The organism is Pseudarthrobacter sp. W1I19 (assembly GCF_030817835.1).
Classification (GTDB): Bacteria; Actinomycetota; Actinomycetes; order Actinomycetales; family Micrococcaceae; genus Arthrobacter.
Genome location: NZ_JAUSZR010000001.1, coordinates 867934 through 881959 on the forward strand (window position 1 = coordinate 867934; position 14026 = coordinate 881959).

Here is a 14026-nt window from a genome sequence, read left to right on the forward strand (position 1 = left end):
TCTTCATTCGGAGACTCGTCCGAGAATGGGCAGACGCGGCTCGCGGAGCGTATCTCCGGTTCTGATGCCTCATCCAGGACCGCTTCGTAAAGGCGAGTCCGGCCCAGTTGCACGCGCACGGCGCCACCCGTCGCTGCAGAGCAGGCTCCGCATCCGATGCAGATGCCGCGAGCGACAGTTTCTTCAATCCTATGCATTAGGTAAACCAACCTTGATTCGGGGGAGGAGTGAGGACCGTACGAGGCGGATCCAGTCGGCGAAAAGGGCCCGGCTCGCTGGTAGGGCGAGAAGTACTGCCGCCATTGCTGCAGTTCCCGTCAAAACGCCCGCAGCAACCGTAACGAGCGGCGGTCCTTGCACGAGCAAAGAATAGGTGACAGCAGAGGTTGCGGCAGCAAACGCTCCTGCTAGCAGCACCCGGAAGCCATTAGCCAGGAAACGCCGCGCGGGCAGGCCTGCTGTCCGGGCAAGCCAGAGTAGGTTCAGCGGCCACGACAGAGCCATGGCGGCTGAATAACCCCAAGCAACTCCGATAAGACCAAAGTGCGAACCAATGTAGATGCTCGCAATCGCTAGGGGCTTCGAGACAAAGTTGTATGTGAGCAGCGCAGCAGGCTTCTCCTTAACAATGAAGGCCCAGTAGCTAACATGGTTGAAGACCCACACTGCCCCCCCGGCTGCTAGGACTTGGAAGATGGGGACAGCCGGGATCCATTGATCGCCGAGCGTGAGCGGGATGAGGGCCGGTGCCGTTCCTGCAGTCACGGCGAACATCCATACTATGAAAGTCCCGACGCCGAATTGAATCTTGAAGAGGAGCTCGTCGGGGTCTCGCTGTGCTGCCTTTGCGCGATTCAGCGTGGTGACCACAACCTGTGTTAGCGGATCGAGTAAGCGTCCTGCAGGCGCGGTCAGCAGCTGGTAAGCACGGTTGTAGTAGCCCAGTTGTGTTGCCCCAAGCTGGGCACCGATCAGCAAGGTGCCAACGTTGCTCTGGGCGAATGTCAGCATCTGGGCAAAACCGTAGGTTGCCCCGGTCTTAAGGAGCCGAAATGCCCCGTGTCCTCTCCGAGGTGCCGTGGGCATCCACCGGCACGCGACCCACCGAAAGAGAAGGGTAAGAAATGCGGCGGTTAGACTTTGCGCTACCAGCGCCCAATATCCTGCGCCACCGATGGCCAGTGCAACAGCGGCAGCGAGGGCGACCAATTGGCCGATTACGTCGCTTGCGACGAGGACAGTGAACTGCATGCGGCGCGCTAGATGCACCTGCAGTTGAGAAGTCAGTCCCCCTAAGAACACTGCAACAGCAAGTGCAGGGACGATAAGGGTCAGGCGCGGCTCGTGAAACAAAGTGACGAGCGCCGGCGTAGATACGACGAGCACGATAGAGCAGACAGCGGCTATGACTGCGCTCATCCAAAACAGATTCGACGCCTGCTGGTGCGAGAGGGACCGCTCTTGCAATCCGGCCAAGGGCAGCCCGAAATCGCGGAGTAGATTACCAAGTGCGACGAAGATTGTAACCATCGCCACTACCCCGAAGTCTGACGGCGAGAGTAGCCGGGAAAGGATCAGCAAAGACGCGATTTGTATCGCAAAACTTGCCCCGCTCCCCAAAAGGACTAGGCCGCCTCCCCGGGCTCCCCGAACAGAAAGATCAGCCTCTGCGTCTGCCGGCTCCTCAACCATTCTTAGGCTTCCTTCCACTAACGCGGCGGGGCTGTTCGACCGACATTTCTAAGCGGCCCATGCGCACCCATAGCCAGCCGAGGAGTAGTAGTACATTGCCTTGGCGACGACGTACCGCTGCGCCGAAAATCAAATTCTGTAAACCCGGCTGATTTGTCCGTGCGGCTGCTGCGAGCACGGAGGGCTCGGACAGCAGCTGACACAGCAGAACCTGGTTTGTTGCCCGCCGGCCTACGACCGCCATAACGCCGCTAAGCAACTTGAGGTAGTTCAGGACACCGTCCGCAGCAGCCTGCACTATTTGCTTCTGGGCGTCGTCGGGAAGCTGGCGACTGCCGGCAAGTCCTCTGACCTCTGCAAATTCGCGGACGGTGCGCGAGAGGGCCGTGATGGTCTGGGTCGTCGCGGAACGAGTTGCGCCTTGCTCGTGAGATGCGTCATAGACGTACCAGACATCGGAGCAGAATGCCACCGTCTCGGCAGCTAGTAGAAAGTGGACGTTGTGCAGCCGGTCCTCAGCATGCGAGACGCCCTCGGGAAAACGGTGACGACGGGCAGCCTCTGCCCTATATATACAGGACACCACGTTAGTTACGGATAGAAGTTGCGTCGGCTGCTTGGGGGACGGGGAATCCGACAGCGCCCTGACACAGGCGGCGACAATTGTCTTTTGCCCGGCCAACAACGGGTCCTCGGCGGACGGGCCGCCCGTTCGCCACTCAACGCTGCTGCTGCCGTGGAGCACGCGCATACCACCGAAAACGGCATCGGCCTTGGTAGAGAGTGCCACAGCAAGTGCGGCAGAGAGAAACTCGGGCTCCAGGTAGTCGTCGGCGTCAAGGTACGCAACGAAGGAGCCAGTTGCCCGCTCCAATCCTTTATTCCTTGCCGCCGACACGCCTCCATTTCGTTGATGAATGACAACTATTCGCGAATCTCGTTCGGCTACCTGGTCGAGGAAACCTGCTACTTCCGGAGTGGACCCGTCATTCACAACGATCAGCTCCAGATACGAATGTGTTTGGTTTAAAGCGCTGACAACTGCGCGATCGATCAATTCTGTACGAGTGTTGAATACGGGAACGATGACGGTAAGGAGGATGTCAGCGTCGGACTCAGCGGGAGAAGATTGATTCATAAGGGAGGACACCATGAGCATTCCAAACTAAGAATTGAAGGACGAAACTTGTCATGTAGGCGGACATGAAGGCGAACGTAAGGAGTTGCCGCGCGAGTCGGTTCTGTACAAGAGAAAGAGCCAGGGGAACAGCGACCAGTTGAGCAGGGGCAAAGTAGTAGTTCAGCCGTGAGAAGAGGTATGCGATTGTCGTCGTGGCCACCAGAACTGCGGCGCTTACGGCGAGTACATTAACTACGGCATCAGCGTAGCGATCCGTACGTTTGGTTTTACGCGCGGTCTGGGAGTTAATTTCGGGTCGTACGAATTTGGGTCGCTCCGACTTCGTCCCAAAGTTTTGGCTGCCCATGGGCCGGACGTTACTTACGGTTATCAGATTGTCGGCAATGCGGTCGACGCGTTCCGCTTTGCCTACTTTGACCAATGTGAACACGAAGGCGGCAACGGCGACCATGACGACGGCGGGTTGGATACTCCGCGTTGATCCATAATTGGAGTCAAAGTACCACCCATAATTCGGGGCGAATTGCTCCACGAGCATCGATACTATCTGCGGCACCGCTAAGATCACTGCGATCATAGTCAGAGCTATTGCAATACGAGCGGCGCGGCTGACGCGAATCCACATGAGCGGCCAGACCGCGAACCACACGAAAGCGCTGGAATGGAAGGATGCGGCGAGGAGAGTAGCGAGCACAAAGGCGAAGTGCTTGTTGCGGAGCGCAAACTCGAAGGTGTTCACAAGGATCGCGATCGCCAGCGCCTGCTTGACGAGGTTGAAGTCCTCTAAGTAAAAACCTCCGAAGACGTATATGAACACCGAAAGAGCCGGATTGATTGACATCCGGAGGAAGAAGCGGTAAAAGAGCGCGATCGTGACGAACGATGTGACGACGAAAATTCCCTGATAGTCGTCCGTTGCCAACCCTACGGCTTTGTTCAGCAGAACGTAGCCGATCTCTTGTCCCTCTACTCTGCCCTGCTGAATCAGCTCGAAGAGTGGCGCATAGCGAAGCCAGTAGTCGGTTCCGACACCATATCGCAGCGCGGCGATAAGAAATAGGAGCGTGAAACTGAAGATCAGTGCAAAGGAACTGACCGTCCTGTCGCCGTTCCCCTTCAACCGCGAGGTTAGCGAAGTCGATCCGAGGGTAACGCTCCAGAGTGGACTCGTGCGCGATGGTGGTCTGCGATATAGGAGCATTGCGGCGCTGGCGAGCAGTCCCCCAATCAGGTAAATCATTGAGGATCACGCTCGCAGTAACTGGTAGACGCGCCGACTGAGACTTTGCTTCAGACTTCCGTGTCTGAGGAGCAGTATGACTCTCATGAGCTTTCGCCGGTGGTTAAGGGAGGCAAATACTCGTATCTCTTCACGCAAAGCGGGTTCCAGCAGGTCGCCATAGGTGTCAAGAAAAGCCCCAGCCTGGGTGTACGTATGGAGCGCTTCAGAGCGATCTCCCTGAAACAGCTTTGAAAGGACGAACCGAAGTCCCGATCTATTCACGCTGCCTAAAGTGTTTGTTGCGTGCTGTCGGTATTTCACGAGGGGATCGGGGACATGCGAGATGCGCCCTACGGCCGAGGCGAGGAGCGCTAGCCACCAGTCATGCATGATCGCTTTTGTCGCATCAAACGCATTAGCCCGGAACAGGTCGGCGAGCGCGGCGTTAAACAGCATTGCGCAGCCGGGAATTGCGTTCTCAGCGAGAAGCGTCTTGTGGGTGATTTCGCAAGGACGGGCGCGTATCTGATTGATGAAAGAGGGGTTCACGAGGCCTAGTTGGGCGTCTACAACACTGAGGTCGGAGTAAACCAGACACGGCCGATCGGGGTGCAGAGTCTGGATCTGCCGGCACTCTCGTGTCAGACGTTCGAGTTTGTCGGCGCTCCATACGTCGTCTTGGTCGCAGAACGCGAAATAGGGTGCCGGGCCGGCAGCCCGAAGGAGACGAAAGAAGTTATCACGAGCAGATCCCGTTGGGTCGCCTGGCACGATGCAGACGCGTCCGGGGTGGTACTCAGCAAAGTTCCGAACAATCGCCAACGTGTGGTCGCGGGAGCCGTCGTCTGCAACCAAAAGCTTCCAATTACTGTGGCTCTGTTCGGCGATGGACTCTAACTGCTGCTGGAGATAGCGGGAACCGTTGAAGGTGGCTAGGAGCACGACAACGAGATCCGAAGCATTGTGGGCTTTTGCCGGCACATTGTCTTTCATTGGCGTTCCATTCCTATGTGGCACGTCCTGAGACGTCGCAAACTTCAGATTGCGCAGCAAGCAGTGGTCGCATGTCATTCACGGCAGCGTCTCCAAGAACCCGTTGACGGTTGCGCTTGCGGTTTCGCTTAGCTCGGGCTCCGGCAGAATCTTCGTTGATTGCCCTAATTTCAAGCATCAAAGCTTGTGACACGAAATTTGCCGAGACTCTTGCAGAGAGACGTAACGAAGAAATGGGCGTCCACAACTGTCGCCCTTGTTGTCATGCCTCCCCCAATCTGGCTGACCTCCACGCAAGAGCATGCGCGCTTCGGCAGGCTACTACGGAGGTCTAGCTCAAAAGCCTACAGGTTGTTAGTAGCCTCGAAAAACTTCCCGCAGGGTGTCCGTATCATTGGCAGCAAATGTGAGATTCGGCCACCACAGCGAAATCTACCTCTATCAACGTCCTGACAAGGTGAGAACCGAGCATAATACCCCGCCCACGCCCACTTTAACTACTTGCTCGGTAACGCCGTGTTTGCCGAGGAAGCGTCGCCGAATTCGGGGTCGGCGGAACCTGCGCCGTGGAATCTAGGAGTGCGGGGACTTGCAGCACCGAAGCGGATTGACTAACTTACGGGCCAGGGTAGTCGGCATTGAGGGCTGAAGTTGAGCAAACGTCAACGTTGTCTTTATGTAGGATCGCGGAATGGGCAGATTTGAGGGGACAAACTACGGTCAACAGCCGCAATGAGACCGGAACAGGCCCGGATGCGGTTCCTATCCCACTTCGTAGTCAGAGAGTTAGCTGTGGGCGACATTGGGGTGGTACTGCTGGCGGCAACCCTTGAGGTCGCAAAACAGTCCTGTGACTTGAAAAGTGCTGGCCGAGTGTGCCAGATCCGCGTTCGCCACCTCTGTTACTTGTGGTTTCGGGGAAACCCGCTAAATAATGTGCGGCTGAAGTTGACGTGACTTGTCAAACCCTTTCCACGACGGGTAGCGTCCCAAGGGATCTGACATGGGGGATCACTGCTCACCAACGGAGGTCTGTTGTGGCTCTATCCGACTTTGTCCTAGCGCTTTGCATGCTGCTGGGCACCTTGCTGATTCCCTTCTTTGTCCTGTACCAGATGCTGCGGCTCAAGCGCCGTGCCATCCGGGTCCCCGCCCCCGCCGCATCAAGAGGTATCCGCCGCTAGCCATGCCGTACGTTGACATCAATCCCCATAAAGGCCGTCCCAAATGGCAGGGTTACGCCGTCCTCGCGATTCTTCTGGTCGTCACAGCAGTCGTGGTAGCGGCTGCGCTCACCCGCATCTGACCCGGCGTTTTCAGCAAAGCCCCTAGACTTACTGTTTAGACCAGTGCTGCAGAACATTTTGCCGAACGTCCTGGGGGGACACCTATGCCCGATCCGGCGGATCAGAACGCACGCGCCCATGCAACGGATGCAGGGCAACCGCAGCTGCGCCGACGCCGCGACCTTCGTCGCGTCGACGGCTCATCGCCGGATGCCTGGACAGGAACCATGCCAGCTGTAACCCCCAACACGTCCAACCAGAACGACGCCGACAAGCCGGCTACCCGCCGCAGCTCTTGGGCGGATGCAGCTGCCGCGGCTGACGCAGCAAAGCCTGCCGCTCAGGTCCCCGCGCCTACCCGGCCGCCGGCCTCCGCTCAGCCAGCCACAGACACCCCCATCACCTCGGTACCAGGCCAAGCTGTTTCAGAAGCCGCGCCGGCGCCGTCGGACGTCTCTTCCGAAACACCAGCGTTCCGTCGGACCCGACCCACCGTCGCTGACACCATTGCCGAAAGCCCCTTGCCTGACTTCATCAGCTCTCCCGGGTTATTTGTCAAGGAGCAGAAACCGCGTCCCGCGGGCGGCATCCGCGGAGCAATCTACAAACTGACCGGTGGAGCCTGGAATCTGGGGCCGGGTCCGAAGCAGCGCCAGGAAGACGAACTGGCCCGCCGCATCTCGCGCCAGCTTCAGGGCAGCTACAACACCGCGGTACTCAGCCTGAAGGGCGGCATCGGCAAGACCTCCACTACGGTGGGTGTGGGTCTGACCCTCGCTGAATACCGTGGCGACGCCCCATGCGCCATCGATGCCAACCCGGACTCCGGGGACCTGGTGGAACGGGCCCTAGGCGAGGGGATTTACCAGCAGTCCAGCCCGCGCACCATTACCGATCTGCTGAAGAACATCGAGTCCGTCGACTCTCTCACCGCCTTGGCCCGGTATATGCACCACGCGGGCCGGCTGCACCTGATCGCGGGGGAGCAGGACCCGGAGGTCTCCGACTCACTGACCGCCGAAGAATACCTCCGAATCCGCAAACTCATCTCCAGCTACTACTCAGTGGTGATGACGGACTGCGGCACTGGCGTGACGCACAACGCGATGAGCGGGATCCTGCAGTCCGCCGACAACCTGGTCATTGCTGCCGGTTACGCGGTTAGCGGCGCAAAGCGGGCCCGCAGCACCCTTCATTGGCTGGCTAGCCATGGGTATGAGGACCTAGCCCGCAACGCCATAGTGGTGATCACCGACAAGGACGAAGTCTCCTCCCGCGTGGACAAAGATGCTATCGAAGAACACCTTTCCGGCATTTGCCGTGAGCTAATCGCTGTTCCGCATGATCGCGGAGTTGCGGATGGAGACTTAGTCACTTTGGACGTCCTTAAGCCTGAAACGCGGCGGGCATACAAGGAGATCGCCGCGGCAATAGTCGATGGATACCGATAAGCCCTTGGGATTGAATTGCTCCAATCCGAGAAGCTTCGCAGGCGAAGGCGCCTGGTTTTTGTTTCTGCGATTAATTTAACTAAGAACTAAGGTGGCTTGCCTAGGCCCTCGACGGCAGCCTATTTGGGGGTGGCCGCGGAATGGTTGGTGGCCCCGTATCATTAGGGTAGCTGTCTAATTCTGGGGGAATCATATCGCAATCGACTCTGGCCATTGGTCGTGCCACAAAAGCCAAGCGGGGAAAGCCTGGACTTCGGCCGGATATTCAAGGGCTGCGCGCCTTCGCTGTAATTGTCGTCATCCTTGACCACATGATTCATTGGCCCAACGGCGGGTTTATAGGGGTTGACATTTTCTTCGTAATCTCCGGCTTCCTGATCACCGGGCACCTGCTTCGAGAGTATGAAAAGAGCGGGCACATCTCTTTCGTACAGTTCTACAAGAAGCGCGCGAAGCGCATCCTGCCCGCCGCCGTGCTAGTCCTGATCGTGACTGTAGTGGCGTCGTATGCCGTCCTCAATGCTGCCAAATTCCGAGAGGCCATTTGGGATGCAGCCTGGGCGCTCTTCTTCGGAGCCAACTGGCGCTTCGCTGCCATCGGCACCGACTACTTTCAGGTCGACGGGCCTGTGTCGCCGCTACAGCACTTTTGGTCGCTGGCCGTCGAAGAACAGTTCTACTTTGTCTGGCCGTGGCTACTGCTCGGTGCCTTCTTCCTGTTCACGCGGAGGCCGCAGACACGCCCCAACGCTATCGCCGGTATCGCGATTGCGGTTGTCAGCGTCTTGTCCCTCACCTGGGCCGTCGTCGAGACTTCCGCAAACCCAGGGCTTGCCTACTTCTCAACTTTTTCCCGAGCTTGGGAATTGGGCGTCGGAGCGGGGCTGGCTTGCGCCGTGCCGCTTTTAGAGCGGGTATCTGATAGCAGTCGCCCGATCATCGCCTGGTTTGGAGCCGCGGGCCTCGTGGCTTCGCTGTTCGTCGTAAGTGAATCGGCGGGCTTCCCGGCACCTGCTGCAATGCTGCCGGTGATTTCAGCTGCCCTTCTCATCGCGGCCGGTACGGGCGCCCCAGCACATGGAACGTTGGTCGTGTTGACTAACCCGGTGAGCAGGTATGTAGGTGACATTTCATACTCTCTCTACCTGTGGCACTTCCCCGTGATTGTGTTCGGTGCCGCGCTCGTACCGAATCCGGATATCCTCTATTACGCCGTTCTCGCGGCAATCCTCGTCCTGCTCGCCGTCTTCGCTTACCACCTTGTGGAGGACCCGATTCGGAAGTCGGGGTGGCTAAGCGGAAAGAAGGGAAAGCAGGGGATCCAGCGGCACCCGCTTTCCGGCCGCTACAAGCTGACAAGCCTCGCTTTCCTCGCAACGGTCACTGCAGCGGTAGTGGGGATGGCGCTGGCGGTGGCACCACCTCAGCCTGCGGCGCCGACTGCCATGCCGCTTATCGGCTCCGTTACACCTACCGCATCAACTCCAGCATCAACTCCAGCATTCAGCCCCGAGCTTGCCGAGGTGCAAAAAGGGATTCAGGCAGCGACCCGTGCGACGGAATGGCCTGTGCTGTCGCCTGCTGTCGAGGATTTAGGGACGGAATCATGGGGCAAACAGATGGAAACAGTGTCCTGCGTGAATGTCCAAGTCGACACCGTGGAGAAGTGCTTCTTCGAAAATTCCGGCGCAACAAAGACTGCTGTTCTCTACGGCGACTCATTTGCGATGGCTTGGAGTCCCGGCATCAAGGCAGCATTGGCCGGCAGTGGTTATAACCTTCAGATGCTTACCCGCGCCCAGTGCCCCGCCGCGCTCGTGTCTGTTACTGGCGATGGGAGGAAGGCATTCCCCGAATGCGACGCACACCACGATTGGGCCAGCAGCGTTATAGGCACGATGAGGCCAGACTTGCTTATCATGGCGTCCGCAGAGATCACCCTTGGGCGACTGGCATCCGGAGCTACAGGTGGCGACGCCATAACCGAGTATGCGAACGGCATGAAAGCTGCACTCCAGACCCTGGTCCCAAGCGCCGGTGCGGTCGTGGTGCTTTCGTCGCCTCCTGGCGGTCAGAATCTCCAAACATGCGTGACAAAAGTATCGAAGCCTGCCGACTTGTTCGACAACTATCACTAGTGAATAGGGCAATTTTGTAGACAAGGAGCGGGCCGCGTCTGAAGCTTCATCTGCTAACTATGTAGATACACGAGAGTGGTTCTGTGTTGAATTCGGGGCTTGCCCGGCCTTTGTCGGGAATACGCCGATCCGCGTGGACTCCGCGCACCTATCGATTCAATATTCAACTAGCCTAGCGCCTGTTATACGAGCGGCGATACTACCCTGATGGTAGCCAGAACTGGCGACCCCAATCTGGCAACCGAAAGGAACATCGATACTCCTATCGATGTTACGTCCGGACAGGCTGACGACGCAGTGCGCTGGACGAGGCTACATGCTACCGTCGCTCTGGAAAAGGCGGACGAAAGACCTTCTATCCGCATGTCGCGTGGATATGGTAGGAACTGGACACGACCGAGCCGGGGCCGCTTATTCCAACGGAGCTTCAAGCTGCCCAATGAGGCCTCCACACGTAAGACATGCAGAAGCCGAGGGATGTTCCAATGCCCTCGTCTTGGCCAAGAACGCCACTGGGGGATCGCGCCAGCCCGAGGCCACTTCGCCAAGACAAAAGGCACGAACCGGAAGCACCGGCTAACAATACGAATTAAAAGCAACTAACAGCGAGTTTCTTGCTCATAATTGGGCGACGTCGTGCGGAATGATCCTGGTCGAGGCCTGCGCAAAGAAAATTACAGGCATCCTGGTCTTTTCAGAGGATGTCGATTGCTGGACAAGGGTTTGGCAATTGGCGCCCACATGAATATGTCGTAGCGGACGAATACGGGGGCGTTGATTCTAGGCGCGTAAACGTCAGTCTTTTTTGGAGCGTTTTTATAGTTTTCCTAATAAGGCTGGGATTCGGTTGGGCCCTGCATAGTAAAGGATGACCACTACGCCTTGAAGTGAGTGACGGTCACGGAAATCATCAGGTCCACCACCTTGCCCCGCAACGCTTGGCCGGGTATGTCAACTTCTGCGGTGCCAGTGGCGGTCACAGGGGAAAGTAGCGTGATAGCGGGTGCCGTGCCACTATAAACCACTGCCGTAGATGCCTGAACGTTGCTACATTTCCCCACTATCCCGGCACCGTCCCTTACGTTGGTGGAACCACTGGGCAAGGGAATGCCTCCGATGCGAAGCGAACCTGCGAACGCAGTGGTGGAGTCGAGAGTCGCTTGGATTCGGATGAAGTAGGTTGCCGTGTCGCCATTTACCACCATGCGACCGGTTCTGGTGCCGTAGCTATGAACCCCCGCGCCCATTGAGCCGTATATGGTGGGAGTGAAGTTGCTACCCCCCTGTTGAATGCCTCCCCGGTATTCAAGGGAGTCTGCCGTCGTCCCCTGCTCGCCGACAACATAGCCTTGGTTCTTATTGTTCCGGGAATCCACATTTGTGGCAGGTCCGTTTAAAAATTTTTGAGGAGCGGCGGTAAGACCCGAAACGCGGGTCCGGTCGATAACCGCGCCCACGCCCGCAGTGTTGTCGAAAACTGCGCCAGGGTAGGCGGTTGCAAGGTCGATGGGCAAGAGGCTGCTTGCCCATGTTGCCCGACAGTCCAGGAAATTGGGCCGCTCCGTATAGGCCGTTCCGTTGCTGCGGATCATGTAGTGCGTCCGGAATGTGTCAGCAATGCACCCGCGCAGAGTTGACGGCCCAGTCAGGTCGAAGCCGATGGAACTGGGGTATCGCGATGTCATCTGCTGTCCGCCCGACCAATTGGGCCCGATCCAGGGGTGGCAAGCCTCCCAGAGATTCGCCTTGAAGTCCTTGGCGAAGACGGTGATGTCACGCGCAAACACATCCCGGAAGTGGCAGTCCCCCATATTGGCCTCAATGCCGACGTTATCCTCCACATTAGTGTCCGTCGTGTTCAGCAGGGTGAGGTTATGAGTAAGCATTTGTGCGCCAATGGGGCCGGTGTAGAGGAATCGCTTGATAGCATTCTTTATCGTCAGTCCGTCCCCGAGTTCAAACCCTATTACCTGATTGACGACAATGGCGCGGTCCACTTTCAAATTCGCATCGATAGTTCCTTTGCCGGTGATGAATTTACCTTCGGCATACAAGTAAGGAACGAGGTCAGGGTCAAACGTGATGAAGTCCGCCATGGAGGTCCAGGCGATCAGGGTCCCGTCGATGATCAGACTGTTCTGCTTGTCAATAAGGAGTGGCGTGTCGAACCGGTAGTCGCCGGGCGGAAAATAAAACGTCTTTCCGGGGTTCGCATCCAGAGCCGCTTTGATCGCGACGGTTTGTGATGCGGCTGTTCCCCGGCTGACACCGAAGTCAATTATGTTAAGAATATCGCGCTTTGCTAGTGCGATCTGTGCAGGGCTGCCGGTCCTTTCGATCTCACTGCCATAAGTTGCTGAAAGATCAGGAAGTTGGGTGGGAATTAGCTTCGCAGTTGCGTCGAGAGTTGCGACGCCTGAAGGCGAGCCTTTCTCGGCCACGGGGACATAAGTGTTTGGCAGTGTCTTATCTCCGGGTGCAGCTTGGGCACTTTTGGCAGCCATAGCTGATACTGCGGACGCACCAGTGAACGCCGTGACCAGGGTCCCGAAGCGGAGAAGGCCACGCCGTTTGACCCCGCGATCGTTTCGCTCTGCCGAATCACTCTGTTCAGTCTCTTTGACCATATCCAGAAGCTATGTGCTCGGAATATGTGCGAACCAGAGTGGAACTTACCCGTCTTGTTGGGGACAGAGTACTCAGGTGGGACAGGAGTTACTCGGGCTGCGCGCGGTGGAATCGCGATTAGGACCTCTCACCATTGATGTGAAGCGCTGATTCTACTTGGTCGGTACTCAGTCGGGCTCTTTGGCCTCCTGCTGCACAGATCTTGACCAAATCCTCCGCCGAGCCTTCGGCCAATGCTGAGCTTCCTGTCGTAGCTTGGGGTCCAACAGGGCAGGACATCACAAGGGAGTGGCGGAATGACTATCACCGAATACGCCGTAGCACTGGGCGGCATGCTGGCATCATTGGCGGGCGCGGGACTCCTGGCTGCAGCGCTGATAAAGGCGAAGGCCCGCCATTAGGAATAGCGCGTATCGAGGTCCTCAAACACCAGGAACGTTTGGGTGTCGAGGACACCTGGCATGGCCTGCAGCTGGTCGAAGATGACCCGTCTCAGGTCGATGTTGTCCACGGCGCGTACCAGCAGGATTACGTCGAAGTCGCCGCCTACCAGGGCAACGTGGTGGACCTCCGGGATGGCGCCGAGCTGGTCGCGCAGCTCCCGCCAGGCATCCTGCTTTAGCTTCAGCGTCACATAGGCGGACGAGCGCAGCCCGGCCTTGATCGGGTCCACCAGCGCCGTGAACCTAGACAGCACGCCCTCGCTCGTGAGCCTGCCGATCCGGGTGTACGCATGCGCGCGGGAGATGTGGACGTTCTCCGCCACCTGCGTGACGGACATCCGGCCGTCCCGGGTCAGCTCCGAAATGATCCTGCGGTCGATGTCATCCAGCGGGACTGGCTCAGTCCCCGCATCCCTGCTTGCCATTGTCCACAACGCCTGTCAGTCAGCCAACTCACATCTGCAATTCGTCTTTCAGTGTAGATGAAAGCCTTCAGGCGTCTGCGGTTGCAGCCGAAGCTGAATACGAAAGCTCACGCAAATAGACGGGCAGCGTGCAGAGTGACTCCGTAAGGTGGACCGCAGGCGACCCCGGGATGCCGCGCGTCACCAAGGCAGGCGGACCAGAAACCGGGTGCAGGCTTGCCGGTCAATCAGTCAGCGCGGGGACGAGGCCTCGCTGCGGAGGGCATCATGCCGCTCCGCCTCACTGCGGATGAAGTCGCAGTCGCTGGGGGAGAGGACCGTTTCACCGTGCCGGTCCTGGTCCAACTCCGCTCCCGTGGCCTTACTGATCGCTGCCACCACGGCCCGGGGAAGGATCACACACCCGGGATTATCAACAAACCATTGCCGTGTTTCTGAATCCAGCCGGTCCCACAGCTTTTCGATCCCCATGACGGTTGCTCCCACCCATTTGTGATTCCCGTGTATGAAATGCCGCCCCGGCCCCCCGCAAGCCGAGGCAGTTGTTGTTCTCCAACTCCCCATCTTCCGCGACGACAGTGGACGCGGAGAGTAATGGAGAGGCGGA

The 14026-nt window shown here is 58.1% G+C and carries 10 protein-coding genes and 1 pseudogene; 4 read left to right on the plus strand and 7 right to left on the minus strand.

All coding sequences use genetic code 11. From position 1 onward, the window contains the following. Window positions 1-189: 189 nt before the first annotated feature. From QF038_RS04055 to QF038_RS04070, 4 genes are read right to left on the minus strand one after another with little or no spacing between them, the layout of a single operon-like run. Complete coding sequence (locus QF038_RS04055; protein WP_307608994.1) at window positions 190-1692, minus strand: lipopolysaccharide biosynthesis protein; 1503 nt, start codon at window positions 1690-1692, stop codon at window positions 190-192. Continuing rightward, window positions 1685-2845, minus strand: a complete 1161-nt coding sequence (locus tag QF038_RS04060) for a glycosyltransferase family 2 protein (protein WP_307608996.1) — start codon at window positions 2843-2845, stop codon at window positions 1685-1687. The genes QF038_RS04055 and QF038_RS04060 overlap by 8 nt, the downstream gene beginning before the upstream one ends. Further along, entirely contained in the window at window positions 2808-4073 is a 1266-nt protein-coding gene (locus QF038_RS04065) for an EpsG family protein (protein WP_307608998.1), read from the minus strand. Before QF038_RS04065 ends, QF038_RS04060 begins: the two co-directional genes overlap by 38 nt. Window positions 4074-4079: 6 nt before the next feature. Then, entirely contained in the window at window positions 4080-5048 is a 969-nt protein-coding gene (locus tag QF038_RS04070; RefSeq protein WP_307609000.1) for a glycosyltransferase family 2 protein, read from the minus strand. Between the two features lie 1037 nt (window positions 5049-6085). Here QF038_RS04070 and QF038_RS04075 point away from each other — a divergent pair. From QF038_RS04075 to QF038_RS22270, 4 genes and pseudogenes are all read left to right on the plus strand, one after another. Then, window positions 6086-6232, plus strand: coding sequence for a hypothetical protein (locus QF038_RS04075; RefSeq protein ID WP_307609002.1), 147 nt, complete (start codon window positions 6086-6088; stop codon window positions 6230-6232). Window positions 6233-6561: 329 nt separating this feature from the next. Next, window positions 6562-7785, plus strand: coding sequence for a MinD/ParA family protein (locus QF038_RS04080; RefSeq protein WP_307609004.1), 1224 nt, complete (start codon window positions 6562-6564; stop codon window positions 7783-7785). A gap of 272 nt (window positions 7786-8057) precedes the next feature. Next, window positions 8058-9923: an acyltransferase family protein gene (locus QF038_RS04085; protein WP_373461617.1), complete on the plus strand. Its 1866-nt coding sequence runs from the start codon at window positions 8058-8060 to the stop codon at window positions 9921-9923. A gap of 43 nt (window positions 9924-9966) precedes the next feature. Continuing rightward, window positions 9967-10131: pseudogene (locus QF038_RS22270) on the plus strand (hypothetical protein); the annotation flags it as partial. Between the two features lie 667 nt (window positions 10132-10798). Here the strand turns inward: QF038_RS22270 and QF038_RS04090 are convergent. From QF038_RS04090 to QF038_RS04100, 3 genes are all read right to left on the minus strand, one after another. Then, on the minus strand, window positions 10799-12550 hold the full coding sequence (locus QF038_RS04090) for a hypothetical protein (protein ID WP_307609006.1): 1752 nt from the start codon (window positions 12548-12550) through the stop codon (window positions 10799-10801). A 398-nt stretch (window positions 12551-12948) separates the two neighbouring features. Then, the gene (locus QF038_RS04095) at window positions 12949-13419 is read right to left on the minus strand and encodes an Lrp/AsnC family transcriptional regulator (protein WP_307609008.1); all 471 of its coding nucleotides are present in this window, start codon (window positions 13417-13419) and stop codon (window positions 12949-12951) included. 231 nt (window positions 13420-13650) lie between these two features. Further along, complete coding sequence (locus QF038_RS04100) at window positions 13651-13890, minus strand: hypothetical protein (RefSeq protein WP_307609010.1); 240 nt, start codon at window positions 13888-13890, stop codon at window positions 13651-13653. Window positions 13891-14026 lie beyond the last annotated feature (136 nt).

Excerpts from the sequence above, each read along its gene's own strand:
- QF038_RS04100 (WP_307609010.1), bottom strand. The coding sequence starts at position 13,890 with ATGGGGATCGAAAAGCTGTGGGACCGGCTGGATTCAGAAACACGGCAA.
- QF038_RS04060 (WP_307608996.1), bottom strand. The coding sequence starts at position 2,845 with ATGGTGTCCTCCCTTATGAATCAATCTTCTCCCGCTGAGTCCGACGCT.
- QF038_RS04065 (WP_307608998.1), bottom strand. The coding sequence starts at position 4,073 with ATGATTTACCTGATTGGGGGACTGCTCGCCAGCGCCGCAATGCTCCTA.
- QF038_RS04090 (WP_307609006.1), bottom strand. The coding sequence starts at position 12,550 with ATGGTCAAAGAGACTGAACAGAGTGATTCGGCAGAGCGAAACGATCGC.
- QF038_RS04070 (WP_307609000.1), bottom strand. The coding sequence starts at position 5,048 with ATGAAAGACAATGTGCCGGCAAAAGCCCACAATGCTTCGGATCTCGTT.
- QF038_RS04055 (WP_307608994.1), bottom strand. The coding sequence starts at position 1,692 with ATGGTTGAGGAGCCGGCAGACGCAGAGGCTGATCTTTCTGTTCGGGGA.
- QF038_RS04095 (WP_307609008.1), bottom strand. The coding sequence starts at position 13,419 with ATGGCAAGCAGGGATGCGGGGACTGAGCCAGTCCCGCTGGATGACATC.
- QF038_RS04080 (WP_307609004.1), top strand. The coding sequence starts at position 6,562 with ATGCCAGCTGTAACCCCCAACACGTCCAACCAGAACGACGCCGACAAG.